This is a genomic window from Lactococcus termiticola, from assembly GCF_003116835.1.
Classification (GTDB): domain Bacteria; phylum Bacillota; class Bacilli; order Lactobacillales; family Streptococcaceae; genus Lactococcus; species Lactococcus termiticola.
On sequence record NZ_BFFO01000015.1, the window covers coordinates 1 to 26639 of the forward strand.

The window sequence follows — 26639 nt, forward strand, 5'->3', positions numbered from 1 at the left end:
CCAGGATCAAACTCTCGTTAAAAGTTCATTGTTATGAACTGGCTTTGTTTTGCCATTATCCTTAGTGCTTTAGCACTTAGGAATAATGGACAAATCTTTTATGTCTTTCATTATTGAATTGACAGTTTTTGATAAACTTTCGTCTATCACATGAGTCATTCTTCTTTATTCAGTTTTCAAGGGGCTTGTGTGCCGCTCTCTTGCGACAACTATTATATAGTATCAAACCTCTTTTACTTTGTCAAGAATAAACTACGGTTTTTTTGATATTTTTTTCAGAGTGTTCGTTTTCGCCGGTCTAATCCCCGGAATAATGGGATTTCTCTCAAAAAAAATTGTACAAAAAAAGTCTGGCCAGCAGACTTTTTTCTATTATAAATTAGAGGCGTGAGTTTAATTCTCTTGAAAGTTCTTCAAATCCTGGCTTGCCGAGCAGGGCAAACATGTTCTTCTTGTATGCTTCTACACCTGGCTGGTTGAATGGGTTGATGCCGTTCAGGTAGCCTGAGATGGCGATAGCCAGCTCGAAGAAGTAGATAGCGTAGCCCAAGGTGAACTCATCTTGTTCTGGCAGGGTCACGATCATGTTTGGAACAGCGCCGTCAGTGTGGGCAAGAAGGACGCCATCTGCAGCCTTCTTGTTGACAAAGTCGACGTCTTTTCCTTGAATGTAGCCAAGGCCGTCGAGGTCTTGGTCAAATTCAGGGATATTCAGGTTCTTACGAGGTTTTTCAACACGGACTGCTGTTTCAAAGACGGTACGAGTCCCTTCTTGGATCCATTGGCCCAGTGAATGAAGGTCTGTAGAGAAGTTGGCAGAGGTAGGGTAGATGCCCTTGCCATCTTTACCAGTAGACTCACCTGAAAGTTGCTTCCACCATTCAGCGAAGTATTGGAGGCTTGGCTCGTAGTTGATGAGGATTTCTGAGAATTTTCCTTTACGGTAGAGAATGTTGCGGAGGGCAGCATAGGCATAGGCATCGTTCTTCTTGATGTCTGTGTCTGTGTATTCCTTGCGGGCTGCATTTGCACCATCCATCAAGGCTTTGATGTCAGCACCTGAAGCTGCGATTGGCAAGAGGCCAACAGCAGTCAGGACTGAGAAACGGCCGCCGACTGAGTCTGGAACCACGAAAGTTTCCCAGTTGTTGGCGTCAGCATTAACTTTGACAGCACCTTTTTCCTTGTCAGTGGTTGCGTAGATGCGTTTGTTAGCTTCTTCACGGCCATATTTTTTGACGAGGAGTTCTTCAAAGACACGGAAGGCGATGGCAGGTTCAGTCGTTGTCCCTGATTTAGAGATGACGTTGACTGAGAAGTCCTTGTCTTCAACGTATTCGAGGAGGTCAGCCAGGTAGCTTGAGCTGATAGAGTTTCCTGCGTAAAGGATTTGTGGGTTCTTGCGTTCTTCCTTGCTTTGAAGGTTGACAAAACTGTTGTTGAGGAAGTCAATCGCCATGCGGGCTCCGAGGTATGAACCACCAATACCGATGACCACGAGGACGTCTGAATCAGACTTGATCTTTTCTGCCGCTTTTTGAATGCGGGCAAATTCTTCTTTATCGTAATCTTCAGGAAGGTCGAGCCAACCGATGAAGTCGCTACCGGCACCAGTGCCTTCACGCAAAATCTTGTCTGCTCCAGTGACCTGCCATTGGATTTCATCTAATTCGTTGTCATTAACGAATGGAGTTAATTTTGAGTAGTCAAATTTAATATGTACCATTTCATGCTCCTTAGTTTTTATAATGATAATTTTATCACTTTTCTTTTTAATTTGCACTTTTTTGTGCTCAACTACACATGGATTCAAGGAAAAGAAAAAGCAAGCCTGAGCTTACTTGTTTTCTTCGATTGGATTTTCCATTTTTTCAGCAGTTGCTTCAGCTTCTGCCTTTGTTTCTTCAACCGCTGTTTCCACGGCTTGTGGAGCTGCTGGAGCATTGATGGTCTTGATAGCGGCCTTGTCAAAGGTCAGGATCACACCTTCGCAGTCGATATCAATCGTGTTTGATGCTGAGTTGATGGCAGCAAGCTTGCCGTGAAGGCCACCAATGGTAACGACATCGCTACCGACCTGCATGCTGTTGAGTTGTTCTTCGCGTTGTTGACGTTGTTTCTTTTGTGAACGTTGCATGAAGAAGAACATTCCCCCAAAGATGATAACGATGAAAATTAATGAGAAACCTGACATGTGATACTCCTTTTTGATTTAGAAATTCCTCTCATTATAACATCTTTAAGAGGCCTTGTCTAATCATTTCTATAGGTCTTGTTTGGAAAGTTTATTCAGCCCCAAGAAGCCAAAGAGTAGCAGTGCAAGGACGCTAACAACAATCGTCACGACTGCCGCCGCATCGGCCTGGCCTGCTGTCACGCCCGACAGCGATGCTCTGACAATACTAGAAAAGAGACCAATTCCCATATTAAAGGCAAAAGCAAGGAATATCGCAAGAAAACGGCCCCGAAGCAGGATGACTGCAAAATAGAGCACAACAATATTCGTTACTGCCGTCACAACAACTGAGGTCAGCCAAAATCCAACGCTTTGTCCTGATAAGGCCTGCCCCGTAATCAAAGGAAGCGTTGCATTAGCCACCTTCAAAAATCGATCGAAATAAAAGGCATAAAATAGAATCATCGGTAGGATCATGATGACCAGATAGGCCAACAAGCTCGTAAGAATCGTTGCCAGAACCTTAACCAGATAGTAGCTCCGTCTCTTTACGCCACTCGCCGCAACCAGAGCGAGAACCTTGTTGTTATAATCAACACTCAGCAAGTGGTAGGGATAAATCACCGTAAAGACCCAGATTGCAGCCATAATCGTCACTGTCAAAAAGAGGGCGATCCCAAAAATATATTTCGCAGAGTCGTCATGATTTTGATAGGTCTGGATGAGATAAACCCAGATACCACAAACCAACAGTGACAGCAGGGCTAGAATTCCTGTCACCATGAGATAAGCTCGGTCTCTAAAATTGCGATAAAATTCCATCTTGAAGATATTACTAATATTCATCTGTCAACTCCTATTTAACAAAGTCAGCAAACTTAGATTCCTTTTTGATTTCATCAAAAAGAAGGCCGTCTGCCGCAGCTTTTTTGAAAAGTTCCTGGAAGCTTGCTGTGTTGGCATCAAACTTCACCTTATTATCTTCTAGCCGGGCATCAATCCCCATAGATGATAACAGCGTCTGAAGTTTTTCGATATCATCGACCACAACGCTATAGCTCAGCTCACGCTCTGCATCTGTCAAATCAAAGCTTTCCTGGAAATCTCCTTCATATAAGGGAAGGACCTCATCACATATGCTCTCAATGTCTTCTTGGACGTGGCTGGAAATCAAAATCATCTTTCCCTTTTTCTTGAGCTCAAGCAGATAGTCTCGCAACCAAGCCACCGATGCCGCATCAATTCCTCGAAAAGGTTCATCAAAAATGAGTACTTCTGCATCATTCATCAAGCTAATCAAAAGAATCAGCTTCTTTCCCATCCCTAATGAATAACTTGACACTTTTTTATCCAGAGCGTCAGCAATGCTTAAATGTTTTGCCATCTCCAGTGCTTTTGCTTCATTCAGGCTACCACGCAGGCCTCCAAAATAGCGAATATTAAAAAGACCACTAAAATTTTTGTAGAGTTCCATGTCATCAAGCGTGATGCCGATTTTTGAAAGCACGCTTGGATTTTTTTTCACTTCTTGGCCGTCAATAAAGACCTGACCGCTATAATTCGTGATGATATTGGTCATTGTCTTAAAGAAGGTCGTCTTACCGACACCATTTTTCCCGACAATGCCATAGATTTTTCCAGCTTCAAACTTAGCCGAAACAATCCTCAAAACAGCCTGTTTGCCATAGTTGAAGTGGAGCTTCTCAACCTTTATTCCCATCTGTTACCTCTTTCTAACATTTTGACTTGTTTTTTCATTATAGCATTTTTTAAGATGGTTTCTGTAGCTTTTGAGAGAGGGACTGCCAAGCACGGTAGTCCACATTCCTAGAGCTAGTTGCTGGCCTTTCTGATCGAAAGCTTAGCCATTCTCTCCTGATTTTGCCCAACAAAATCCCTCAGGTGCCTCCACAGACCTAAAAATATCTGTCATTTATGGTAAACACTCCCCCGGTTAATCATCTGGGCCCGGTAAATCTGCTCGACCAGGACCAGCCGCATGAGCTGATGAGGCAGGGTAAAACGGCCAAAACTGATCTGGACATTGCTCCGCCGGTAGACGTCATCAGAAAGACCGAGCGATCCACCGATGACAAAGACCAGGTCGCCTTGACCATAGATTTCCTCTTCTTTGACCAAGCTGGCAAGCTCTTCTGAGGTCAAGAGCTTGCCCTTGATGGCCAGGACGACGAGCTTGTCCCGGTCATTAATCTTGCTCAGGATTTTCTCGCCTTCGACCGTCTTAATTTTTTCGACTTCCTTACTTGACGGCTGGTCAGGGATTTTTTCATCGGCCAGCTCGATGACCTCAAGCGGGAGCATCTTTGACATCCGCTTGCTGTACTCAGCGATACCCTCTTTGAGGTAGTTTTCCTTTAGTTTTCCAACGACAATCAGGCGAATTTTCATGGCTTTCCTTTTCTTTCTTTTTAATCATTTTATCCTTTTCCACGACTGAAAACAAGATGAAAGCAAGATTTATCAACATCATTTCAGATTTATTCACACTTCTGTGGAAAACTTTTCTTATTTTCCACTTTATTTTTGTCAGGCTGGCTCCCGCCCAGAACCCCCGCAAAGTAGTATGTGGCCGAGAGCAAATCGCTAAACCTTTACCATATAAACAATGCATATTACTATCAACTCCTCCAAGCGCCCTTTTTACTTTGAATTTAGCAATTATTAAGCTATCATTAAGAGCATAGGGTTAAACTTTGAGTATAACAAAAATGTCAATTATTTAAGGAGATATTATGGCCAAAGGAAATATTACAAAATTCTTGCTGACCGGTGTGGCCGGTGGTGCGATTGCACTTGGCGGCAATATCGTTTATCAAAACGTCAACACACACGGTTCTATCACGAGTCCTACGACGGCGGGCTCTGCCCAGGTCAGCAAGGTCAATGTCGACGTAAACACCGACACGACCGCAGCGGTCAAGAAGGTCTCAAATGCCGTGGTCTCCGTCCTCAATTATCAAGGTAGCTCGAGCTCGAGCGACAGCCTATTTGGCGGTGACAGTGCTTCAAACACGACCCAGCTCAGCAGTGAAGGCTCTGGCGTCATCTATAAAAAAGATGGTAATACCGCCTACATTGTCACTAATGACCACGTCGTTGCCGGTGCTAAGTCGCTCGAAGTCCTGCTTTCAGGTGGCCAAAAGGTCACAGCGACCCTGGTCGGCGAGGATACTTATAGCGATATTGCCGTCCTCAAAATCGACGCCAAGTATGTCAAAGAGACAGCGACCTTCGCCAACTCAGACAACATCACAGTCGGCGAGCCTGCCATCGCTGTAGGTTCGCCACTGGGTAGCCAGTTTGCCAACACAGCGACTGAAGGGATCGTCTCAGCCAAGAGCCGTCAGGTCTCTATGACCAACGACTCCGGCCAGGCTGTTTCTGTCAACGCCATCCAGACCGATGCTTCCATCAATCCAGGGAACTCTGGTGGGGCCCTCATCAACATCGGTGGACAGGTCATCGGGATTACCCAGTCAAAATTGACCACAACTGAAGATGGTTCAACCACCGTCGAAGGCATCGGCTTCGCCATCCCAGCTAATGATGTCGTCAATATTATCAACAAGCTGGAACGTGACGGCAAGGTCGTCCGGCCTGCCCTCGGCGTTTCTATGGTCGCCCTCTCTAGCCTGCCAAATTCTACGATTTCAGAGCTTCGTCTGCCTGAATCTGTCACATCCGGTGTCGTCGTGGCCCAGGTCCAATCTGGACTCCCTGCCGCCAACGCCGGCCTGAAGGAACGTGACGTGATTACCAAGGTTGGCGACACGAGCGTCTCATCCTCAACCGACCTTCAAAGTGCCCTCTACAAGCACAATATCGGCGACAAGGTCAAGCTGACCTTCTACCGTGACGGCAAGCAACAGACCGCTGAAGTCACGCTGAATAAATCCAGCAGTGACCTGCATTTGAACAATTCTAGCTCTTCATCATCTTCTTCATCATCAAATAGCCAAAGGAACTCGCAAAACAGCGACAGCAGCAATGACGCCAGCGACTTCTTCTCAGGCAACTAAGAACACAATAAAAGAAGGCAAACAAGCCTTCTTTTTTATTTTATAGCTAAACGTCCTTCCAACTCAGACAAAACCCGCCGTGTAAAGGCCCCATCCCGAATGAAATAACTAAAGTAATTCGTCCGCTCTTTCAAAGCTCGAAGCTCCTCATCTGTGATAGAGGCGAGCAGGCCGTCAATCTCATCCAGCGACTTAACCGTATATCCCAGGCCTTCCCGCTTGATAAAGGGAGCGATACCGGCCCCATCCCAGACAATGACTGGGAGGCCGGTCGCCATATAAAGGGCGACCTTGTGTGGCGAAGTGTATTGTGAATAGACCTGGTAGTTAAAGCCCTCGTCCCAGAAGATGCCAAAGGCATCTCTTGGCATGTCTTGAAGGAAATTGGCCATGCCGAGGTAGTCGACATTTGGCCCCAGCGGATACTCCCCTTCTGCGGTCTGGCGGGAACCAAAGGCTGACAGTGGCGTCTGATAGGCCCAGGTCTTAAGAAATGGGCTCTTGTCAAAACTACCGACAAAGGTCAGCTTTCGCTCCAGATTATCGGAAAGCTTGGCTTCTTCGGCCGGCATCAGGTAGTCAAAAGGCCCCCGCTTGAGCATGGGCACGGTCACGCCGACTTCTCTTAGCCCCGCCTCCATGGCTTCATTGTGGACAATGAGATAGTCAGCCTGATTAAAGAGGGCATGTTCCTTGCCAATCTGGTCGTAGGACTCGCCCAGGTCTTTGGGATAGCGGAGTTTCTCCGTATCAAAGACGTTGATGACAACCTTGGCCCCCCGCTCTTTGAGGGCGGACACAAGGGAGACATCAAAAATAAAGCCGTTAAGAATCGGATGGAGGCAGACCACCAGGTCGCCCGGCTGAACCGCCGTAATCAGACCCTGAATCCGGACCCGCATGAGCTCAGGAGCCTCGCTGGTCGCATCATAGCGAGTAATCGGTAGGGCCTGGTAGCCCAAGCTCTCTGCGATGCTGACCACATCAGCATTGACCTTCTGGATGGCGTTCGCCCCCATGCCGTGCTGTGTTGCTGTGACCCACTTTTTCATGCTTGCTCCTTGTTTTGTTAAATATATTTCATATTATATCATGAAAGTCATGTTTTTACCCATCGGCCTTTAATCTGGGTCCCTGAAGGCTCTTAGATTAAAAAAATTGATTTCTAAAAGCCACATTCTATCGCATCTCTTTTCCCAAAAAACGGACGAATTTTCCTGGTATTTATACCAGCGAATTTAACAGCTTGCCTGACAGCAACATCAGGGTCTTTAGTAGGCCTTCATCTGCCCAAAACTTAATCAAAATCCCTCAAAAAATAACCAAAATAGCAAGAAGTTATGTTGACTTTCCAATCGTAAGATGATTATATGGACCTGTGGAAATCGCAGAAGATTTTTCTTTTGTTCGCTTTACTGGCGATGCTAAAGTGCCGGAGACCCCCTAAACTCAGACTCTAGCGTCGTCAGCAAAGCTACAATAGCCCCTGATTTTCTTGTCATTCAATCCACTTCATTAGCTTTTAACTTCCTCTTGTGAAACGAAGCCATAATAAGGAGATGAAGTTGAGTTAATTCGTTCAGCAGAGGGGAAATTATCCCCAAAAATTTTATTTTTCGAGGAGAATAAACCATGAAATCAATCAAAAGTGACCATCCTAAAGTTGGAGCTTTTCCATCTTTTAAGAAGTCAAGTCAGAAGCCGAGCAAAATAGGCTTATGTTCTGTAGCAATGCTTTCAATGCTTGCCTCTAGTGCTCTTTCTTGTCTGAATTTTGTCGGGCCATCTCCTTATCCCGTCTACGCCTCGACGATTGACCAGACATCGCAGGATAAACTGGCCTATGATAACCAATCGCCCAACGCCACCTACTACGGCCTTGCGAGAGAAAGTGATTGCCAATTAATCCAGGCTAACATGACCTTCCCTTATCTTCAAACCTTTTCTGGAGCTAATGCTCCTGTGAAAATAGATATGACGCCCCTTACTAACATGTTGGTCGCCAATGCAAACCTTCGGCCAAGCAGCTTCGAGAACGGGAGTGCCTTCATCGGAGCTGTAGATTTAGGCGGGTCTGGAAAAGTCAAACTGGACATTCATAAAAACAACACCGGGCCCGCTATCATCCCCACCTTATTTTTCCCAGAGTATCATTTCACAACGCCACTTTTCAACTTCGAGGTTCCTTCAATCATTCCCGACGGTGGCCGTCTACTGGTCAGCGTCAGTAAAACAGTCGACACAGATTTATCTGCTGACCCCGAAGAGAAGTTTTTCTCCGGCCCAAATACTGTCGTCTTGAGCTACCTCCCGGATGCTAATCCCGGTAAAGATCATCACAAATTAAAACTGACAGACAGCACTGGAAAACAAGTCAACTTAGACCTGTTAGTCAATAAACTCCAGCCTAGCCAAGCTTCCTTTAACCCAATGACAGAGACTTATTATAAGGGGGACGAAGTAGATAAAGCAAAGGTCATCGGCTCATATAAAGACTACTGGGGCAACAGCCATCCCCTGACCTACCTTGGTGCCGCATCCAGCTCGACTAAAACTGGTCGTAGCCTAGATCCAGCCACAGGAGTAAGCTGGAACTGGAAAGAGACCCTCAGTAACAGTAGAATGGATGCACAAGGAAACATTACCTATACTTATCAAATTGAAGACCAGACCAGTGCCGATAAAAAACCAGTAGGCGTAACTCCCACACCGTTTGCCGGCACTAGAATCACTGTGACCCGTACTGTCCACCCTTACAATCAAGTTTCTTCTCTCGCTATCGGCGACCAAAAAGGACCGCTCAAGGCCGGAGAGACTGTAAAATTCAGCAATAAATTTAGTCCCCAAAAAGTGGATAAGGACAGTGCATCAAACAGCTTTGCTTCTGTCTCTGGAGTCAATGCCCTCAGTGGCCAAGGGCTCTCTGCCGATAAAATCAAGGCAAATCCAGATGGTAGCGTGACCGTCGACACAGCAGGACTTAAAGCTGGAGACTATCGCTTTGTTGTAAACTATTTAGACAAGTACGGCAACGCTATCTCTGCTAGCGATAAGTTCAGCTTGACCGAAAGTCCAAAAGTAAATCCTAAACCAAAAGCCTCAGATAAAGCAAAAACAGCAACAGCTCTGGCAAACTCAAGCAAAAGTAGCTCTAAATCAGGGAAATCCCTTCCCAACACCGGTGCAGACAACAAGCAGACCCAGCTGATGGCCTATTCTGGCCTCGCTCTCATCCTTGGAACACTGGTCAGCTTGGCTATTATTGCCTTTAGACGCATGAGTCAGAAAAACAAAGAATAAATAAATTTCAAATAAAAAAGCCCCTCTTCAGCTACCAAGCAACCAGTTGAACCGAACCTCGGGAAGCCTTTCTTTAGGATAGTCTTCTCTAAATTCCTGATTGTTTGGCCTTCTAGGATAGGAGGCTTTTTATTAAATTATCTAAGCTAAGAAAAGGTCATTGAGGCCTTCTCCCATGCCTGGATGCCTGAAGATTTACTCACGCAGGCAGTTATAAGTGATGTGCTGGTTCATCGCCAGTCTCAAGAGCTTGATGTCCTCATGTGAATCTTGCATGTAAAGCGTCACGCCGAGGATTTCATCAGTTCCTTTTCTTATCCTACTGCTTTTTTGCCACGGAAATCAACAACCAAGAGGTTGTTACTCAGGGTCTCACCCGGTGTTTTCAGGCTGATGAGGTTGTAAGAACCTTCGACCTTAGCCTTGAGGTCTTCATGGAAGAACATTTCACCGATGCTCTTGTAGTAAATCGGACCAAATTCAGAGTCAAGATGGCTGTCAAAGTCAGCAGGGACAGCGTCCTTGTCAACTGCAACAATCCGCCATCTTGAAATCCCACCGGCACAGGCATCGACCTCAGCCAGGCTCTCGCTCAAAGTGTGGTCAAAGTCCAATACAAAGCTGGCAGGCTCAAGAGCCTTCATTTTTTCTGCAACTTGTTCGTCAAATGTGAATGTAAGCATGTTTTTCTCCTTTTGCTTTTGTGGTTGTCAATTTTAGTAGTAATAAGTCAAATCTGAAGCCGGTGTTGGGTAGGCCATGATCAGGCTCTTGGCTTCCATCAGGCTGATTTTCTTGTTAATCAGGATGCTCAAGAAATTGACCAGCTCATCAGCCAGTGTTGACAGAATGCTGGCTCCGACAATCAAGCCTTCTTCATTGCTATAAAGCTTGATTTTGGCAAGTGGATCACCGACCCGACGGTAGGTGTACCAGCCAGTCGTGTCAATTTCTTTGACAGACGAACCAGTAGTCTCACCGACCTTGGCAAGCTTAGTCGCCCCAAAGACAATCGATGGGATGGCTGGATAGCTGATGGCTTCAGGACTTTGCTTGTCCCAGTTGGCCAGGAGGTAGCGGGCCTCAAAGCCTGAGACAGGCGTTAAGCGTCCAGCTGTCTTGTCAATCACGTCGCCCAGGGCGTAAATCTTAGGATTGCTGGTCTGTAAAAATTCGTTGACAGCGATACCGCCCCGGTTGACAGTGACGTTAACACGGTCAAGATGGAGGCTTCCGACAGCTGCACCACGGCCGATAGCGGCCACAGCGTAGTCGGTCTGGATTTCGTAGCCCTTGCCGTCTTTGAGGGTCAGCTTACCGCCGTTCTCTGTGACTTCTGTGATGTCGACATTTTCGACAAAGGTCACGCCATCTTAGCAATCTGGTCAATAAAGTCCAGGGCCAACTCCTGGTCAAAGCCATTGACTTTGAGCTGGTGGCGAGCAATCACTGTGACCTGGCTTCCTGCAGCAGCGGCAATCTGAGCCAGTTCAAGGGCTACAAAACCGGTACCCAAGAAGACCATGCTGGCAGGCATTTCTTCCAGGGCCAGAAAGTCATTGCTGGTCTTGAAGTATTCCTTCCCAGGAATCTGCGGAATCAGAGGCTTTTGGCCGGTCGCAATCAGGTAATTGTCAGCTGTATAAAGCTCATCGCCTACCTTGAGGCTCTCGTCTTCTTGGAAGCTCGCTTCGCCGTGCAAAGTAACAAGGCCAGAAGACTTGAGACTGCCTTCCATCATGGCTGGGAAAGGCTCAGTGAAGGCGTTTTTGCGGGCCATCAACTGCTTCCAGTCGATGCTGAGCTCGCCCTGGATGCCGGCTTCCTGCATGTGGACTGCCTTTTGCTTGGTTTCAACGGCTGACATCAGGATTTTCGTCGGGTCACAGCCATAGTTAGGGCAGGTCCCTCACCATTTGTCACGCTCGACCAGGGCGACCTTGTTGCCAGCCGCCTGAAGGCCTCGGGCAACAGCAGCCCCTCCGGGGCCAGCTCCAATGACGATCACATCAAATTTTCCATGAGATTTTCTCCCTTTTTTACTTAGACCAGATAGCTGGTCTTGACTTGCTCCAGATTGTCATGTAGGACATGAACATCTTGCGACAGCTTCAGCAATAAAATCGAACCCTGGATGGCCGCAATCATCTGCTGGGCAGGCAAGCTCAGCTCCGCGACCGGCTTACCCGTCAGCTGACTGAGTTTTCCTGCAATCAGCTGAGTCCAGTGCTCATAGAGCTGGGCCAGGGGCTGGCGATAGTCCTCATCGAGGGCCGCCAGCTCAATGATCAGATTGCCGACTGGACAGCCATAATGCTGGAATTCATCCTGATGTTTGGCAAAGACCCAGTCAATCATGTCAGAGAGGTCCTGCTTAGGATCGTTTCCCTGCTCGAGGATGGCCAGGAAGCAATTTTCCTCCCAGTCCCTCACATGACTCTCAATCACAGCCAGGCAGAGCACTTTTTTAGAGGCAAAATAATAATAAAACTGCCCCTTGCCTACATCGGCCGCCTTAAGAATATCGGAAATCGAAGTATCAGCGAAGCCTTTTTGGCAGATCAACTGTTTGCTGGCTTCAATAATGCGTTCTTTTGTCTTCACGATTTCCTCCTTTTTATTTTTTACCTACCGTTCGGTACAAAATCATTTTAACAAGTAAGATTTGGATTTGCAAAGAATTTGATTTGAGATTTGTTTTTTGAGCCTGGCAGTCGTTCCAGAATTCCAGCCCATGCATAGTGAGTCTATCTTCGTGGCGACGTCACTATGAATGGGCTGGAATTCTTCCACTTTTAGTTTTTCAAAGTGCAAAAAAAGCCAAGCCTTTATATCTCGACTTGATTTTTTAGATAATTAGGCATGAGTGGAGTGGAGGAAAGCCGGAAAAACATTGTGAAATAAGGCAAATCTGGAGACCAACGGGCTCCAGATTTAACAATTGGCCCCACTATGTTTTGCCGGCTTTCCGGAACGCAACGGTCCATATCAGCAGACTCCTACAACTTCAAAAACTTCCTTTGAAAGAACTTCACAAGCTCCACAATCACAAGGATTGAGAAGGAAGCCACAAGCACTATCGCCCACTGATAAGCATCCAGATTGCTCACATGGAAGATGTCATTCATCCCCGGCACAGCAATTACCATAGCCAAGAGCACAAAGCTCAGCAGAACCGCCCCGTTAAAGGTCTTGTTCTTAAAGGCTCCGAGCTTGAAGATCGACTGGTGGATGCTCTTGACATTGAAGGCGTGAAAGAGCTGTATCAAGCCAAGCGTGGCAAAGGCCATGGTCAGGGCATCCGCATGCATGAGATCAGGCTGGCCAGCATGGACCGGATAGGCCAAAGCCAGACCGTAAACGCCAAGTGTCAAGGCCGCCTGGAGAATCCCCTGATATATCGTCGAAGAAAGCACGCCACCGCTAAAGAAGTTAGCCTTCTTACCACGAGGCGCCTCCTCCATCATCCCCGGCTCATCCGGCTCGAGACCCAGGGCAATCGCAGGGAAGGTGTCGGTCACGAGATTGATCCAGAGCAGATGCACCGGTAGGAGGACGTCCCAGCCCATCAGCGTGGCCGTAAATATGGTCAGGACCTCGGCCGTATTGGCCGACAGCAGGTACTGGATGGTCTTTTGGATATTGGCAAAGACCTTACGGCCGGCCTTGACCGCTGTGATAATGGTCGCAAAGTTGTCATCGGCCAGGACCATGTCAGCCGCCCCCTTGGAGACCTCCGTCCCTGTGATACCCATGCCAATCCCGATGTCAGCCTGCTTGAGGGCAGGGGCGTCGTTGACCCCGTCACCGGTCATCGCGACGACCTTCTCCTGGTTTTGCCAGGCCTTGACAATCCTGACCTTATGCTCAGGCGACACCCGGGCGTAGACCAAATACTGGCCGACCTGCTCAGCAAAGGCCTCTTGAGAGAGCTCGTCGAGTTGCTGGCCCGTCAGGACGTGATTTTCCTGGTCGCTGGCTTCGATAATCCCCAGTCGCTTGGCAATGGCTTCCGCCGTGTCCTGATGGTCGCCCGTGATCATAATCGGCCGGATACCGGCCTTCTTCGCTGTCGCTACGGCCTCTCCTGCTTCTGGACGCTCAGGATCAATCATGCCGACGAGACCCGCAAATTGCAGGTCTTCTTCCAGCTGGCTCAAGTCTTCCGGCAACTCGTCCAGCCACTTATAGGCCATCATCAAGACCCGCAAGGCCTGCTGGGCCAACTGAGAATTAACAGCTACAATCTCTGAGCGGTCATCAATCAAACAACGTTCAAGCAGACGGTCAGGTGCCCCTTTTGTGGCCACAAAGAGACGGCCATCAGCCATCTGGTGGACGGTGGTCATCAACTTTCGGTCACTATCAAAGGGCAACTCAGCGATTCGGGGAGTGGCCGCAAGCTCTGCTTTAAGGTCAAAAGCCTGCTCCTGACCATACTTGACCAGTGCTGTCTCCGTCGGATCCCCGAGAAGCTGGCCGTCATTTGAGATTTTACTGTCATTGGCAAAATTCATGATACGAAGGCTGAGATCTGCATCTCCCAAATCGCCTGTCCAGAGCTCCTCGACGGTCATCTGATTCATGGTCAGGGTTCCCGTTTTATCTGAAGCAATGATGTCAGTCGAGCCCAGTGTCTCCACAGCCGGAAGCTTTCTGACAATGGCCTTCTGCTTGGCCAAGAGCTGGGTCCCCATGGCGAGCACAATCGTCACAATGGCAGGTAAGCCCTCAGGAATCGCCGCCACAGCCAGGGCCACAGCCACCAGCAGTCCTTCAAGAATCTGTCCCCCTCGCAAGAGATGGACGATAAAGGTAATGGCCGCAATCCCTAAAATTGCCCAGGTCAAGACCTTGGAGAGCTTATTCAGATTGGCCTTGAGTGGTGTCTCTGTCTCATCAGCCGCCTCAATCATCGAGGCGATTTTCCCTACCTCGGTCGCCATACCGGTCGCTACGACCATCCCCAGGCCACGCCCGTAGGTCACATTAGCATTCTGGTAGGCCATGTTGAGCCGGTCGCCTAAGGGAGCTCCATCTGCGACCTCAGCATCGGCGGTCTTTTCGACTGGGACACTCTCGCCAGTGAGGGCGGCCTCCTCCATCTTGAGGCTGGCTGACTCGAGCAACCTCAGGTCGGCTGGGACAATGTTGCCGGCTTCTAATAAAACAATATCGCCCGGCACCAGATCCCGGCTGTCGATTTCCTGAACCTGGCCAGCCCGCTTCACATGGGCGGCAGGTGAGTTCATCTCCTTGAGGGCCTCAATCGCAGCCTCGGCCTTGCCCTCCTGATAGACACCAAAAATCGCATTGATGATGACGACCAGCATGATAATGGCCGCATCCGACCATTCATGGCCCCTGCTGGTCACGACTGAGAGGACAGCAGCAAGGACCAGAATGATGATCATCAGGTCCTTAAACTGCTCTAAAAACTTGACCAGAAGCGACTTCTTCTTGCCAGCGGCCAGTTCGTTGTAGCCGTATTGCTCTAGCCGGGCCTTGACTTCTGCTTGACTGAGGCCGTCAAGGCCCGAATCCAGCTCCTCCATGACTTCATCCACAGTCTGCTTATAAACTTCTTTTTCCATTAACCTAGCGATTCCATCCTTCTCTCATTTTTAACCAGGGCAAGCTATAAAAAAAGCGAGGCCTGTGGTTTTACCCACAAGTCTCGCGGTTTAAGGCCAGGCCGAATGCTCGCAAGCATTGTATTGACGACCAGGCCGGACATTGGCAATGCCCCTGCTACTCCCTTGTTTTAATTTTATTATAACATTTTTCTCATTAAAGTCAATCTATTCATTGATGATATTAATCTGGCAGGACTTCATGGTCTCAAGGGCCGAGAGATGGGCCTCTGGGGTCGTGCCGGCACAACAGCTGGCATCAACTGTTATCTTGACCTCAGGGTCGTAGGCCTTGATCAAGAGGGCATTGCTGACCACGCAGATGTCCGTGCAAATCCCAATCAGCTCGACCTCATCGATGTCCTGGTCCTGGATAAACTGGGCCAGCTCGACCGAGCCAAAGCTGGATTTCTCATAGAGGTCACGGCAGCCCTCGTCAATCCCTGGATGGAGCTCCCAGCCCTCCGTGCCTCTCCGGCAGTGGACGACCGGGAGATTTTGGCCTTCCTGACTCTCAAGATAGTCGGCATAGTGGGTGTCTTGGGTCGCCACACGGGCATTTTCAGGGTAGGACTGCCATTTTTCAATGACCTTAGGCACGATGGCTTCGGCCTCCTTGGTCCCCAGGCTTCCTGTGATAAAATCATTTTGGAAATCGATCAGTGCGAGTAGTTTTCTCATGAGGGCTCCTTTTTGCTTTTTCTTTATTGTAACATAATGTAGAAAGCTCCGCTTTCTTTATCTGCAAGCTTTCTTGCTTGGTTTTGGAGCTCAATGCTCCCTTAGCTCGCATTGCTCGCTCAAAACTTAAAACAAAAAAGCAGTAAAACCCTACCGCTTTCTTCATCCATTATCAGTGTGGGACCTCATCTGGATTTTTCGCCAGACCGGCCTGGCCGTGAAGGCCGTAGATGGTCTTGATGTCGGCCTCAGAGAGTTCAATATCAAAGATGTCGGCATTTTCCCGAATCCGCTCAGGCGTGACAGACTTAGGCAGAGGCAGGAGGCCGTGGGCCAACGACCATGCTAGGACGACCTGGGCGACGGTCTTATTATATTTTACGGCGATTTCTTTCAGTGCCTCAACGGCAAAGATTTTCCCAGTCCCCAGTGGGCTGTAAGCTTCGGTCAAGATGTCGTGGGCCTTGTTGTAGGCGACCAGATCTTCTTGAAGGTCAGAAGGATTGGCGAAGATTTGGTTGACGACCGGCTTGATTTCAGCGACTTCAAGAAGGGCATCCAAGTGATGTGGATGGAAATTTGAGACGCCGATGGCCTTGGTCTTACCGTCTTTGACCCCCTGCTCCATTGCCTTCCAGACAGCGGCGTTCCGCTCAGCAAAATTTGGACGGAAGGCCTTTGGATTTGGCCAGTGAATCAGGTAGAGGTCGACATAGTCAAGGCCGAGCTTGGCCAAGCTTTCATCGAGGGCTGCGGCAGCATCTTCTGTCGTGCCGACCGCCCAGACCTTGGTCGTTACAAAGAGCTCTTCACGAGGAATGCCAGAGTCCTTGATGGCCTGACCGACGCTTTCTTCATTGCCGTAGATGGCGGCCGTGTCGATATGACGGTAGCCGGCTTCCAGTGCGACCTTTACGGCATTATAGGCCTCGTCGCCATCTGCTGACTGCCAGGTCCCAAAGCCGACCTTTGGGATTTCCATTCCATTATTTAAACGATAAGTATCTGTTAATGACATGTTGTGCTCCTTTATTTCTTAATAAATTTATTATAATCTTTTTTCCAACCAGCTGCTAATGATTTCCCTTGCATATTATTTTAGCTTTCTTTCTAAAACAAGTATAATAAAAACATAAGAAAAAGATTAGAAAGGAAACACCATGTTTGCAGCCTCCTATAAAATTCAAAAACGCCAAAGGCAGTTGACCCAGCTCGGGATTCTAGGGACCATCATTGCCTTTATCCTCCTATCGCTGATGTTTCACTGGCAAATGCTCTATAGCGGGATGACCATTACACTCTGGGCAGAAATCCTCCTCTGGCTAGCTCCGACAGCCTTTACCTTTGCACTGGCAGGGACCTATTATTTCTTTATGAACTTTAGACTCCGTCATAAGCGACAGAGCTTTGGGGTCACGGTCTACTGGACAGTCATGAGCCTCCTGCCTGCGGCGACCCTGGTCTCTATCGCTGAATACCTGGCCCTCTCGCCTCTGCCGGTCCTCTTGGTCCACAGCCTGGCCCTCCTGCTATCGATTGGCCTCTTTGGCCTCCTCTGGCTCAGCAGTCGAAACATGCTCAAGCACAGCCGGATCATCCTCTTTAGCGTCGGCTTTTATGCCCTGGCATCAGCACTTCAGCTCCTACTTGTAGCAATGTAGAGAATATAAAAAACAAGCGGTCACTTGGCCTGCTTGTTTTTCTTTTTGTCTAATTGCTTTTTTCTAAGCTCGGCAATTCTCGCCTGCTTGTCAGACTGGCCGGTCGAGTGTTTCTCGTGAAATTTTTCGACCGAAGCCTGGCCCTTATAGTCTAATTGATATTTTCCCATGAAAAGCTCCTAGACGATTTTACGTTCAAAAGCGTCTGACGAGATTTCTTCTGCCAAGATCTTCTTCGCCCATTCCTTAGCACCAAAAAGGCTGTGGTTCCGGTAGTTGCCGCATTCTTTTTCAGCAACACCTGGTACATTATCCCAAGTGAAGCCATCGCTTGCTAATTCTTCAAGCGAGCCCTTGATGGCCTTAGCAACCTCTTCAGCTGTTGGTTCATCCCACATGATCATATGGAAACCTGTCTGACAGCCAAATGGTGAGAAGTCAATCATGCCGTCAATCCGGTCGCGGATGAGACTGGCCATTGAGTGCTCGATGGTGTGAAGGGCGGCCATGCCGATGGCGTTGGCATTAGGCTGAACAAAACGGACATCAAAATTGCTGATGGCGTCGCCCTTAGGACCACGTTCTACATCGATAAGACGGACGTAAGGGGCCAGGACTTTTGTATGATCGAGTTGGAAGCTTTCTACTTCTGCCATAGTTAAATTACCTCGTTTTCTTTTGTTTCTTCTTTTATTTTAACATGATTTTGGGGAAATGACTGAGCTTAGAATTTTTTCAGTTCTTGAGATCATCAGCCCATATTTTTAATTTCCTGCAAGTACTTATAAATACTCACCTCAGCCATATTAAAATAAGCAGCAATCTTAGAGACCGAATCCTTCAGGTCAAAAAAGCCCTTGCTATAGAGCTCCTGCATGATTTTAAGCCTCTGCTCTTTGGTCAGTTTCATTTCTTTATTGGAGCTGACCCCAAGCACCTCAAAAAAGGCCTGGTCAATGAAATTTTCTATACTAAGATAAAGATTCTCATTCACTGCTGGCTCACTTGCCAGCTGCTTTTTTGCCCCTGGATTGACGAAGGGCCTGATCAAGCCCAACATTGACTCCAATGACTGTTCAAGGCTCTTTAAGCTGGTCTTATCCGTATTGATACAGAGCATGCCGATTAGGTCGCCCTTGCTATCTTTGATAAAGAAGCTCGAAGCATTCAAAAAGGCCCCATTCATGGACTTGCTGGCATAATTGACTAAAAAATCTGTCTTCTGATATTGTTTGGAACTGATGATCCGCATCAAAAAGTCCGTCCCTGGAGAGCCGAGCTTCCTTCCAGAAATGCTATTTTTAATATAGACCACCGACGACTTATAGCCACTTTTATCAATGCTGATCTCATGCAAGACGACTTCTGTACATTCTCCAAAAATCTGAGATAAAAAATCAACAAAGGGGAAGTACTGCTCTAGTTTATGACCCATCCTATTTCCTTTTCCTAGCATTCATCCCTATTATTATACTACAAGTCCATCAAAAAAGCGGAAGCTCTCCGCTTTCCGCCTTTATTTGAGGGCTTGCTCTAGGTCGGCCAATAGGTCCTCGACATCTTCAATGCCACAAGACATCCTGAGTAATCCGTCTGTCACGCCCTGCTCAGCCCGCTCCTCTGCCGTCAGACAGGCATGTGACATGCTCGCTGGATGAGAAATGATGGTCTCGACACCACCCAGGCTCACCGCATAAATAGGGACTTTCATGTTTTTGATGAATTTTTCTAAATCCGCCTCATCTTTTAATTCAAAGGAGAGGACTGCCCCGCCGTTTTTGGCCTGGCTCTTCTGGACAGTCGCATTATCATGGCCTGCCAAGCTTGGATAATAGACTTTTGAAACCTTCGGATGCTGACTTAAAAATTCAGCGAGCTTCTCTGCATTCTCAACCGATTTTGCCATTCTAAGCCCCAGCGTCTTCATTCCTCTCAGGACAAGCCAGGCTTCTTCTATGCCAAGGATCCCCCCAAAGTTTTTTTGGAATAAATAAAGTTTTTCATAAAGCCTTGTATCGTTCGTCGCAATCAGGCCGGCCACCACATCACTGTGGCCGTTGATAAATTTTGTCATGCTCTCTACGACCAGGTCAACACCCAGGTCCAGCGGCCTCTGATTGAGCGGTGTCATAAAGGTATTGTCTGCGACCGTAAGCAGCTTATGCTTGGCCGCAACTTGAACAATTTTTTTAATGTCTGAGACTTTGAGCAGAGGGTTAGACGGCGTCTCAATATAGATCAGCTTGGTGTTTTCTTGAATCGCGGCCTCTAGTTCTTCGATAGAGGACATGTCAATGAAGCTGGTCTCAATGCCATAATTGGGTAGGATTTCACCAGCAAATTGACAGGTGCCCCCGTAGACCTCGTGAGGGAAGATGGCATGGTCGCCTGCCTTGAGAAGCATCAAGACATTTGAGATGGCCGCCATCCCTGAAGAGAAGGCCAAGCCATAGGCGGCGTGTTCTAGCTTTTTGATGGCTTCTTCAAGGGCTGACACCGTCGGATTACCAAAGCGGGTGTAGCTGTATTCCTGATGTTCGCCTGAGGCCTGCTGATTGAAGGTCGAGGTTTGATATTTGGGGATTGAAGCCGCCCCTGTGTAAGGGTCGACGACCGGATAGCCGTGTAATAATTCTGTGTTAGTGCCCATTGTTAGTCCTCCTGTTTTTGTAATATATTTTTATTCTCTTTGAGAGCAAATAAAAGCAAGGGTAGTATGATATAGCCGATGACCATGGCCGAGATGGCATAGATGTTCGCATGGGCGACATGATTGGCATCCAGACTTGTGAATTGCCCAACCCAGTCAAACTTGATGAGCAAAAATACCGTCACGATCAGTGAAAAGATGGGAACGAGGACATCTGTCCAAAAATTCTTTCTGACCGCCTGCAGGGTTTCGCCCTGATTTCTCCCATAATAGAAGCAGATGACGGCCAGAGGCACAATCAAAAACTGAATGAAGCGAGAAATTGAACTCAGGATGATGATATTGGTCATGTTGTACTTAAAGGCCATGGGAACAACGATCGCAATGACAATCGTTATAATAAAGGCCCGCAGTGGAAAATCCTTTGAGGTCCTCTGATTAAACCAGGGAGAAATCTGCTTGTCTTTCGCCATGGCTTCAAGGAGCCTAGGCGTATGAAATGAGGCCGCCACGTTGATCCCCAACATCGAAATCAAAGCCCCGTAAAGAATAATGCCTCTTATGATAGGGTCATCAAAGACGGTCGTCAGGGCCACAACCTCGTTTGTTTCAATGAGGACCCGCGGATTGATCATCATCGAGACAATGATAATACCGATATAGATAACGGCAATGATGAAAATGGCCAAGGGAATCGCCCGGGGTAAATTCTTTTCAGGATTTTCCATATCCTCTGCCCCACTGGCCACACTTTCAAAGCCTGTGAAGGCATAAAATGAAGTAATTACGCCCATGACAAGGATGGATAGATTAGCCTTTGGCAGAAGTGGCTGACCAGCCGCATTGACCAAGGAATTAACATCCACAAGATGATGTGAGTGCATTTGCATCGCGATAATCGCCCCAACAAGGACGGTCGTCACCAAGGCCAGTAATTTCCCAAGGGTCGAGAGGTTATTGATAAGTTTGAATAAACCAGGCCCGCCTAAATTGATCAAGAACAATAAAATCATCAGTAAGATAAAGCCAAGGCTAATCAAGATGAAATCATTACTGTTCATCCCAAAAATAGAAAGGACCGATTTGACAACGCCTGTAGCCATCACGCCCCATGCAATCGCAGCTGCTACAAAACGAGTGATCCCAACGTAAAAACCAATATTCTCCCCAAAAGCAGACCTGGCATAGGCATAGGCCGCCCCGCTTTTAGAGACATACTTGGCGGCTGATGCAAAGGTGATGGATAGAATAATCGCAAAGGCCGCCGCCAGGCAATAGACGAGCGGAGCCTTATTTCCCACCATCTTGATGACAGAGCCTGGCGATAAGAAAATCCCAGAGCCAATGATTGAGTTAATCGCCAGTAAAACAATCGACCAAAAACCTAATTTTTTCATGATTCGTCCTCAAGAGCCGTTTCTATCAATCTTCTAAAGAAGACATTCATTCCATCGTCTTTTTTATAGAGCATTTCTGGATGCCATTGAACACCGACAAGAAAGCGATGTCCCCTGGCTTCAATCGCTTCAACGACGCCATCCTTTGCCCTGGCTGATACCCGAAAATCATCCGGGACAGTTTTTATAAGTTGATGGTGGAAGGAATTGACCCTAACTTCCTTCGAGCCAATCATCTGATAAACTTTAGAGCCTTCATCGACAAGAATACTATGGGTGACCTTCTCAGGGTCATGCCCCTGCCAGTGCTTAAAGGTCTCGCCTTCTCTATAAGTCAAATCTTGGTAGAGATTACCGCCATGGTAAATATTAATCACCTGGCAACCCCTACAAATGCCAAGAATCGGAATATTTTTTTCTTCCGCCTTTTCCAGTAAAAGAAAGTCAAAAGCATCCCTTTCTGAAGAGGTATCGCCCAGCTTTTGCCTCGGCTCTTCATTGTAGCGATCCGTCGAAATGTCATGACCGCCACTCAAAATCAGACCATCGATTTGATGAATCTGTGCCTCAATCGTCTCCTCATCCTCTGTCATAGGAATGATGACCGGAATCCCACCATTTTTCAAGACCGCCTTGACATAGTCCTCATTAACATAGGAACGTCGATAACCCGGAAACATCCCGGCCTCATCAATAATGATGCTTCCCGATATTCCAATGATCGGTTTTTTCATAATCAGCCCAGCTCCTTTATAATATTTTATCTATAAAATATAATATATTATAACCCTCTTTTTAGCAAGGGCTTTCAGGGAAGATAAGATTATTTTTTAGTGTTCATTTGATTTCTAAAAATAAGTTGAATAAAAAAAGGCTACCAATGCAATATCTTGGTAGTCTTTTAAGGACTTTGACTAGGCAAAGTAAAAAAACACAGCTAAAGCCATGTCTTCTACAAATTTGCAATTATACTAGATACGAGTACTGTTTTCGCCCCTGCTATCTATCCATTATACTGAACAGGACTTATTCATATCAAAGATATAAAAAAACACAAGGCACAAACCTTGTGTTCCAAACGTGAAAATCCGCAGATTAACGTTTTGAGCGCCAAAACTTTGATTTTAGCACTTTTATATCCTTCTCTATCCTTACAGTTGAGCTATTCTATACTTTCAGAGAATGATAAAGATGGATAAGAATTGATAGTTTTGGAATAGGATTGCACCAGACTTGCACCAAATATGATAGGAGAAAATGAATACGCTAATCAGCAAAATTCTGCTGATTTTTAATTTTTTACGAATGGCTGGCATTGTTTTTCAATCATTAGATTATTCCATTCTTTTAATGAATATTCTCCACAGCACGCAATTATAGTCAGATAAAACATTTCTTCTGGTATATACGTAGCTCAAATCCTGCTTTTTTAATTAAATCTAAGAATAGAACCATTGGTAATTGTAAACCAATGCACAGCATTACCACTGTTTTTTACTTCGGATTGCTATCATTATGAATTAGTCTCGAAAGTGATTCAACCGATATTGGAGTTACCAGCTCTTCTTCTGAGTAATACCCTAGTTCAGAAATGAGTTTTTTTATTACTTAATTCTCTAAATTTTATTAAATAGTCAAGCACACCACCAAAATCTTTCGGAATATCATTTAAAACCATTTAAACATCATCGTTGTTTTGAAAAATTAAATGTGCCTTATCTAAAATCTCATTATTTTTACCTGTTGGATAAGAAATAGAATGCTTTATATCTGGACTAACATCACGATTCAACTCTAAACTCACTACTAAAGTTCGATTTCCTTTTTGCACTTTAGCAGAAATTTCAAAGATAGTACAGCATTCATCCATTGTGATGACGAGCATAGGGGGTTAAAAATGGCTTACTCATATAGGAAATATATTTTGAATCATTCAAACATAAATGATTTTCTACGAATAACAAAGTCCCATTTTCAATATTTTTATTCGAAGATGAATCAAAAAGATTTAAATTATTACTATCCATTTCCTTTGCATCATCACGAAGTCGTTTATATTTACTGATAATGAAAAAAGTCAATTCAATCTTTCTCAATTTCAAAATTGGTGGAACGAAAAACTCTTCTCCTCTTTCACTAAAAAGCTCAATTAAAATAGGATGCATATCAGAAGTTGAACTTGTATGAAGATATTTTTAAATTTATCTTTTATCCTAAATTATCCCCTTAATTCCGGTACATCCTCTGGCAATAATTTTTCCAAGAAACTCTTATCTAATTCTTCATGAGCGTTTCGTACAAGTCTTTTAGCTTGGTTCATCGTAATATCATCAAACAAATTACGCACCACTCGACCGTTAGCAAAGTTTCCATTTTTTGCATCTAGCTTGTTTTGAAGCCACAGTCTAACTTTTTCAATCATCGCTTCATCAACAGAATAATCACTTTCCTCACAAATATTCTTAAAAATCTCCACTAATTCATCAATTGAATAATCTTCAAAAAAAACAAAGCTATTAAACCTTGATTTCAAGCCAGGATTTGACTCAAAAAATTGCTCCATGAGATCTGTATAGCCTGCCACAATCACGACCAAGTCATCTCTATAATCCTCAAGTGCTTTCGTAAGTTCTGTCAAGCTTTCTTTACCATAGCTGTCTGCATGATTATTTTCTGTGATACTATAAGCTTCGTCTATAAACAAAACTCCACCTTTTGCACGATTGATAAGTCGCTTAACTTTGATTGCTGTCTGTCCCTGATACTCTGCAATCAAGTCCGTACGACTCGCTTCTATGAAATGTCCCTTACTCAATAAACCAATTGCTTTATACATATGCCCAACGATTCGAGCCACTGTAGTTTTACCAGTACCCGGATTTCCTAGAAATGCCATGTGCAAGGTTCTATTGGATTTCGCTAAACCTTTTTTTGTTCGTAATTGTTGAATTTGATTGTATGCAATTAAATCCGTCACTTGATGTTTAACGTTTTCCAAACCAACTAAGGCATCTAAATTATGTAAGAGTTCCGGCAAAGGAAAATTCGCTTCTTCCTTTAAAACATCAATCATGTTCTCAATTTGTCTTGACCCTAAAAAGATAAATAAAAGTTCTCTCGCTTCATTTGGAAGTTTTTCAGTTTTTGGAGAATTTATTTTCTTTTGTTCTTCACCTATTTTTTTGAGAAATAAAAGACTCGCTTCTACCACTCTCTCTGTGGTAATTTCTGCTACAAGCTTTTCAAACTCATTTCCCGTACCATAGATACTGTCGAGTTTTTTTGCTTCCTTTTCTAGCTTAATTTTGTAGCTCTCTGAAATCATTAAATCACCCCACTAAGTATTAATATGAGTAAAACGATAAATGCAATAAATGAGATTATTGCGAGAACTCTTGTTGTTTTCAGTTGTTTTTGGAAATATTTCTTCGTTTCATTCAATTGATTTTCCATTTCTGAGTGGATACTTTTGACTTGAGCTAGACTTTCATTTTGATTTCCTTCAATCTTTTTAGCAATTTTTGCAAAAGCTTCATCACTTGTATTTTTCAGCTCATCTATCTTTTCTAAGTTGGATTCTTCCAGTTTTTTAACTATATCATCTAAGTTCTCCAACTTTTCGTCAAAAGCCTTTTTCTGATTTAGAACTACCTTCTTAATATCATAGCTGAGAGTTTCAACTTTAGATTCCGTTTCACTCTGAATATTCTCTAGATTTTGATCCACTTGCAAAAAAACTTCATCAAGTCGCGTTTTTTGAGCACTCATCCCTTCTGACAGGGATTCATCAAAATTTCTGATCGTATCCGATAAATCATCTAATTCTATTTTTAGTGTTTCATTTTCACTACTTACAGTTATGATTTGCTCAGAAATCTTATTATTTTCTTTTTCAAGTTCCTGGCTCTTTACATAAAAGTCTGAGTAAAGCTTATCTACATCCGCAATATGTTTAATTTCATCAAGTTTTTCTTTATGAGTTTTCAATACTTGGATGACTTTTTTATGATCTTGAATCAATTTATCGTTGTTTATAACTAAATCTTTTATATCATCTTGTGCTGTCTTAACTTTTGCGGCGTTTTTCTCAGCTTTAACTCCCGCTTCATGTGCTTGATTGGAAGCCTTTACAGCTCCTGCCAGAGAAACATTTACCAGTCCTAATGTATCAATAATTGAAGTATATACTGAGCCAAATTCTTGAGTGGTTTTTTTTATTGCTTGATTTTGCCCAATTAACTTACTTTGAACTTTTGAAGCTAAATCATTCATTTCATTTCCCGTAACTTTATGATCAAACCAGCCAAAAAGTCCACCACTTTGCGCAACTGTCGGCAAATTTTTACTTGAATTAATACTTCGGACTAAGGACTCTATCTCCTTTTTCTTTTTCTCTAATCCATTGACCTCCTTGGCTAGCTGGAGACTGGTATCACCAGTATTTTGCTCTACAGTCTGCTTCTTTTTTTTATCACGCGCAACTATTGTATTACTTTGAGCTTTTTTATTTCGTGAGTTACTCTTTGTTTTTTCTACAATTTTATTATCACGCGCAACTATTGTATTACTTTGAGCTTTTTTATTTCGTGAGTTACTCTTTGTTTTTTCTACAATTTTATTATCTTTTTCTGTTGTTTTAGAAAAATTAATTTGATATAAATACTTTCCAAACCGATAATCCTTAGTCAAAAATCCTTCCCTCACAAGAGAGTCAATAAGGGAATCAACTTCCTTCCAGCCTTTGGTTTCGCAATAAGTATTTATCTCTACCAAATCTAGCTCCGATTTCTCAAACCAAGAACCTTTTGGATACGCCCACGAAAGAAAAACTTTTAATTTATTTAATTTGTCATTATTCATAATGTCTCCTTATTCCAACAACTCTGACATTAAGTCAAGAAAAATTTGGGAACTGTCCTGTGTTATCTGTATTGTTAAAATCTTTTACTACGATGTATTTTGTTTTATACATACTGATGTTATCCTAGAAAAATGGACAGCCGTTTAGGTAATTTGGTACACTCAATTTATGGTTAAACGATATGAACAAGGTTTCAAAGAAACTCTAGTAGAACTTTATGACTCAGGGCAAAGTGTTCCG

Annotated in this window: 24 protein-coding genes and 2 pseudogenes; 3 read left to right on the forward strand and 23 right to left on the reverse strand. The window is 45.1% G+C overall.

Annotated features, from left to right (window positions below; translation table 11 throughout):
* Positions 1-379: 379 nt before the first annotated feature.
* From NtB2_RS08135 to rlmH, 5 genes are all read right to left on the reverse strand, one after another.
* Entirely contained in the window at positions 380-1726 is a 1347-nt protein-coding gene (locus NtB2_RS08135) for a glucose-6-phosphate isomerase (protein WP_109246454.1), read from the reverse strand.
* Between the two features lie 111 nt (positions 1727-1837).
* Positions 1838-2194 carry a preprotein translocase subunit YajC gene (gene yajC, locus NtB2_RS08140; RefSeq protein WP_109246455.1) on the reverse strand — a complete coding sequence of 119 codons (357 nt, stop codon included), beginning with the start codon at positions 2192-2194 and terminating at the stop codon, positions 1838-1840.
* Between the two features lie 69 nt (positions 2195-2263).
* Positions 2264-3022, reverse strand: a complete 759-nt coding sequence (locus tag NtB2_RS08145) for a hypothetical protein (protein WP_109246456.1) — start codon at positions 3020-3022, stop codon at positions 2264-2266.
* 10 nt (positions 3023-3032) lie between these two features.
* Positions 3033-3896: an ABC transporter ATP-binding protein gene (locus NtB2_RS08150; protein WP_109246457.1), complete on the reverse strand. Its 864-nt coding sequence runs from the start codon at positions 3894-3896 to the stop codon at positions 3033-3035.
* A gap of 209 nt (positions 3897-4105) precedes the next feature.
* Positions 4106-4585 carry a 23S rRNA (pseudouridine(1915)-N(3))-methyltransferase RlmH gene (gene rlmH, locus NtB2_RS08155; protein WP_109246458.1) on the reverse strand — a complete coding sequence of 160 codons (480 nt, stop codon included), beginning with the start codon at positions 4583-4585 and terminating at the stop codon, positions 4106-4108.
* A 344-nt stretch (positions 4586-4929) separates the two neighbouring features.
* Here rlmH and NtB2_RS08160 point away from each other — a divergent pair.
* Positions 4930-6132, forward strand: a pseudogene (locus NtB2_RS08160) (S1C family serine protease); the annotation flags it as partial.
* A gap of 119 nt (positions 6133-6251) precedes the next feature.
* On the opposite strand, the gene NtB2_RS08165 reads toward NtB2_RS08160, so the two are convergent.
* Positions 6252-7268, reverse strand: coding sequence for a glycosyltransferase (locus tag NtB2_RS08165; RefSeq protein ID WP_109246460.1), 1017 nt, complete (start codon positions 7266-7268; stop codon positions 6252-6254).
* Positions 7269-7848: 580 nt separating this feature from the next.
* Between NtB2_RS08165 and NtB2_RS08170 the strand changes: the two genes are divergently transcribed.
* On the forward strand, positions 7849-9516 hold the full coding sequence (locus NtB2_RS08170) for a hypothetical protein (protein WP_109246461.1): 1668 nt from the start codon (positions 7849-7851) through the stop codon (positions 9514-9516).
* A 314-nt stretch (positions 9517-9830) separates the two neighbouring features.
* On the opposite strand, the gene NtB2_RS08175 is transcribed toward NtB2_RS08170, so the two are convergent.
* From NtB2_RS08175 to NtB2_RS08210, 7 genes and pseudogenes are all read right to left on the reverse strand, one after another.
* Entirely contained in the window at positions 9831-10199 is a 369-nt protein-coding gene (locus NtB2_RS08175) for an iron-sulfur cluster biosynthesis family protein (RefSeq protein WP_174683342.1), read from the reverse strand.
* Between the two features lie 33 nt (positions 10200-10232).
* A complete protein-coding gene (locus tag NtB2_RS08805; protein ID WP_109246462.1) occupies positions 10233-10883 on the reverse strand; it encodes an FAD-dependent oxidoreductase in 651 nt (216 codons plus the stop codon).
* A pseudogene (locus tag NtB2_RS08810) lies at positions 10880-11524 on the reverse strand (FAD-dependent oxidoreductase). The gene NtB2_RS08805 and the pseudogene NtB2_RS08810 overlap by 4 nt, the downstream one beginning before the upstream one ends.
* 35 nt (positions 11525-11559) lie before the next feature.
* A complete protein-coding gene (locus tag NtB2_RS08195) occupies positions 11560-12120 on the reverse strand; it encodes a TetR/AcrR family transcriptional regulator (RefSeq protein ID WP_225867069.1) in 561 nt (186 codons plus the stop codon).
* Between the two features lie 395 nt (positions 12121-12515).
* The gene (locus tag NtB2_RS08200) at positions 12516-15110 is read right to left on the reverse strand and encodes a cation-translocating P-type ATPase (RefSeq protein ID WP_109246466.1); all 2595 of its coding nucleotides are present in this window, start codon (positions 15108-15110) and stop codon (positions 12516-12518) included.
* A 207-nt stretch (positions 15111-15317) separates the two neighbouring features.
* Positions 15318-15830: a cysteine hydrolase family protein gene (locus tag NtB2_RS08205; protein ID WP_109246467.1), complete on the reverse strand. Its 513-nt coding sequence runs from the start codon at positions 15828-15830 to the stop codon at positions 15318-15320.
* Between the two features lie 172 nt (positions 15831-16002).
* Positions 16003-16848, reverse strand: coding sequence for an aldo/keto reductase (locus NtB2_RS08210; RefSeq protein WP_109246468.1), 846 nt, complete (start codon positions 16846-16848; stop codon positions 16003-16005).
* A 142-nt stretch (positions 16849-16990) separates the two neighbouring features.
* Between NtB2_RS08210 and NtB2_RS08215 the strand changes: the two genes are divergently transcribed.
* Positions 16991-17491, forward strand: a complete 501-nt coding sequence (locus NtB2_RS08215) for a hypothetical protein (RefSeq protein ID WP_109246469.1) — start codon at positions 16991-16993, stop codon at positions 17489-17491.
* A 20-nt stretch (positions 17492-17511) separates the two neighbouring features.
* Here NtB2_RS08215 and NtB2_RS08670 read toward each other — a convergent pair whose 3' ends face one another.
* The 10 genes from NtB2_RS08670 to NtB2_RS08250 form a co-directional block, all read right to left on the reverse strand.
* Positions 17512-17661, reverse strand: a complete 150-nt coding sequence (locus tag NtB2_RS08670) for a hypothetical protein (RefSeq protein WP_165814986.1) — start codon at positions 17659-17661, stop codon at positions 17512-17514.
* Between the two features lie 9 nt (positions 17662-17670).
* Positions 17671-18147: an S-ribosylhomocysteine lyase gene (locus tag NtB2_RS08220; protein WP_109246470.1), complete on the reverse strand. Its 477-nt coding sequence runs from the start codon at positions 18145-18147 to the stop codon at positions 17671-17673.
* Positions 18148-18242: 95 nt separating this feature from the next.
* On the reverse strand, positions 18243-18926 hold the full coding sequence (locus NtB2_RS08225) for a helix-turn-helix transcriptional regulator (protein ID WP_165814987.1): 684 nt from the start codon (positions 18924-18926) through the stop codon (positions 18243-18245).
* An 81-nt stretch (positions 18927-19007) separates the two neighbouring features.
* Positions 19008-20141, reverse strand: a complete 1134-nt coding sequence (locus NtB2_RS08230) for a trans-sulfuration enzyme family protein (RefSeq protein WP_109246472.1) — start codon at positions 20139-20141, stop codon at positions 19008-19010.
* Between the two features lie 2 nt (positions 20142-20143).
* Positions 20144-21538, reverse strand: coding sequence for an APC family permease (locus NtB2_RS08235; protein WP_109246473.1), 1395 nt, complete (start codon positions 21536-21538; stop codon positions 20144-20146).
* On the reverse strand, positions 21535-22272 hold the full coding sequence (locus tag NtB2_RS08240) for a gamma-glutamyl-gamma-aminobutyrate hydrolase family protein (protein ID WP_109246474.1): 738 nt from the start codon (positions 22270-22272) through the stop codon (positions 21535-21537). Before NtB2_RS08240 ends, NtB2_RS08235 begins: the two co-directional genes overlap by 4 nt.
* Before the next feature lie 944 nt (positions 22273-23216).
* Positions 23217-23423, reverse strand: coding sequence for a hypothetical protein (locus tag NtB2_RS08550; protein WP_125195005.1), 207 nt, complete (start codon positions 23421-23423; stop codon positions 23217-23219).
* Positions 23401-23703 carry a hypothetical protein gene (locus NtB2_RS08555; protein ID WP_125195007.1) on the reverse strand — a complete coding sequence of 101 codons (303 nt, stop codon included), beginning with the start codon at positions 23701-23703 and terminating at the stop codon, positions 23401-23403. Before NtB2_RS08555 ends, NtB2_RS08550 begins: the two co-directional genes overlap by 23 nt.
* 53 nt (positions 23704-23756) lie before the next feature.
* Positions 23757-24863, reverse strand: a complete 1107-nt coding sequence (locus tag NtB2_RS08245; RefSeq protein WP_109246475.1) for an AAA family ATPase — start codon at positions 24861-24863, stop codon at positions 23757-23759.
* A complete protein-coding gene (locus NtB2_RS08250) occupies positions 24863-26398 on the reverse strand; it encodes a coiled-coil domain-containing protein (protein WP_109246476.1) in 1536 nt (511 codons plus the stop codon). The genes NtB2_RS08245 and NtB2_RS08250 overlap by 1 nt, the downstream gene beginning before the upstream one ends.
* Between the last annotated feature and the right edge of the window lie 241 nt (positions 26399-26639).

Coding starts and splice junctions, on each gene's coding strand:
- NtB2_RS08175 (WP_174683342.1), bottom strand. CDS start 10,199: ATGCTTACATTCACATTTGACGAACAAGTTGCAGAAAAAATGAAGGCT.
- yajC (WP_109246455.1), bottom strand. CDS start 2,194: ATGTCAGGTTTCTCATTAATTTTCATCGTTATCATCTTTGGGGGAATG.
- NtB2_RS08145 (WP_109246456.1), bottom strand. CDS start 3,022: ATGAATATTAGTAATATCTTCAAGATGGAATTTTATCGCAATTTTAGA.
- NtB2_RS08220 (WP_109246470.1), bottom strand. CDS start 18,147: ATGGCAGAAGTAGAAAGCTTCCAACTCGATCATACAAAAGTCCTGGCC.
- NtB2_RS08205 (WP_109246467.1), bottom strand. CDS start 15,830: ATGAGAAAACTACTCGCACTGATCGATTTCCAAAATGATTTTATCACA.
- NtB2_RS08135 (WP_109246454.1), bottom strand. CDS start 1,726: ATGGTACATATTAAATTTGACTACTCAAAATTAACTCCATTCGTTAAT.
- NtB2_RS08670 (WP_165814986.1), bottom strand. CDS start 17,661: ATGGGAAAATATCAATTAGACTATAAGGGCCAGGCTTCGGTCGAAAAA.
- NtB2_RS08555 (WP_125195007.1), bottom strand. CDS start 23,703: ATGCATCCTATTTTAATTGAGCTTTTTAGTGAAAGAGGAGAAGAGTTT.
- NtB2_RS08225 (WP_165814987.1), bottom strand. CDS start 18,926: ATGGGTCATAAACTAGAGCAGTACTTCCCCTTTGTTGATTTTTTATCT.
- NtB2_RS08210 (WP_109246468.1), bottom strand. CDS start 16,848: ATGTCATTAACAGATACTTATCGTTTAAATAATGGAATGGAAATCCCA.
- NtB2_RS08250 (WP_109246476.1), bottom strand. CDS start 26,398: ATGAATAATGACAAATTAAATAAATTAAAAGTTTTTCTTTCGTGGGCG.
- NtB2_RS08215 (WP_109246469.1), top strand. CDS start 16,991: ATGTTTGCAGCCTCCTATAAAATTCAAAAACGCCAAAGGCAGTTGACC.
- NtB2_RS08240 (WP_109246474.1), bottom strand. CDS start 22,272: ATGAAAAAACCGATCATTGGAATATCGGGAAGCATCATTATTGATGAG.
- NtB2_RS08150 (WP_109246457.1), bottom strand. CDS start 3,896: ATGGGAATAAAGGTTGAGAAGCTCCACTTCAACTATGGCAAACAGGCT.
- NtB2_RS08245 (WP_109246475.1), bottom strand. CDS start 24,863: ATGATTTCAGAGAGCTACAAAATTAAGCTAGAAAAGGAAGCAAAAAAA.
- NtB2_RS08550 (WP_125195005.1), bottom strand. CDS start 23,423: ATGCTCGTCATCACAATGGATGAATGCTGTACTATCTTTGAAATTTCT.
- NtB2_RS08165 (WP_109246460.1), bottom strand. CDS start 7,268: ATGAAAAAGTGGGTCACAGCAACACAGCACGGCATGGGGGCGAACGCC.
- NtB2_RS08230 (WP_109246472.1), bottom strand. CDS start 20,141: ATGGGCACTAACACAGAATTATTACACGGCTATCCGGTCGTCGACCCT.
- NtB2_RS08170 (WP_109246461.1), top strand. CDS start 7,849: ATGAAATCAATCAAAAGTGACCATCCTAAAGTTGGAGCTTTTCCATCT.
- NtB2_RS08235 (WP_109246473.1), bottom strand. CDS start 21,538: ATGAAAAAATTAGGTTTTTGGTCGATTGTTTTACTGGCGATTAACTCA.
- rlmH (WP_109246458.1), bottom strand. CDS start 4,585: ATGAAAATTCGCCTGATTGTCGTTGGAAAACTAAAGGAAAACTACCTC.
- NtB2_RS08200 (WP_109246466.1), bottom strand. CDS start 15,110: ATGGAAAAAGAAGTTTATAAGCAGACTGTGGATGAAGTCATGGAGGAG.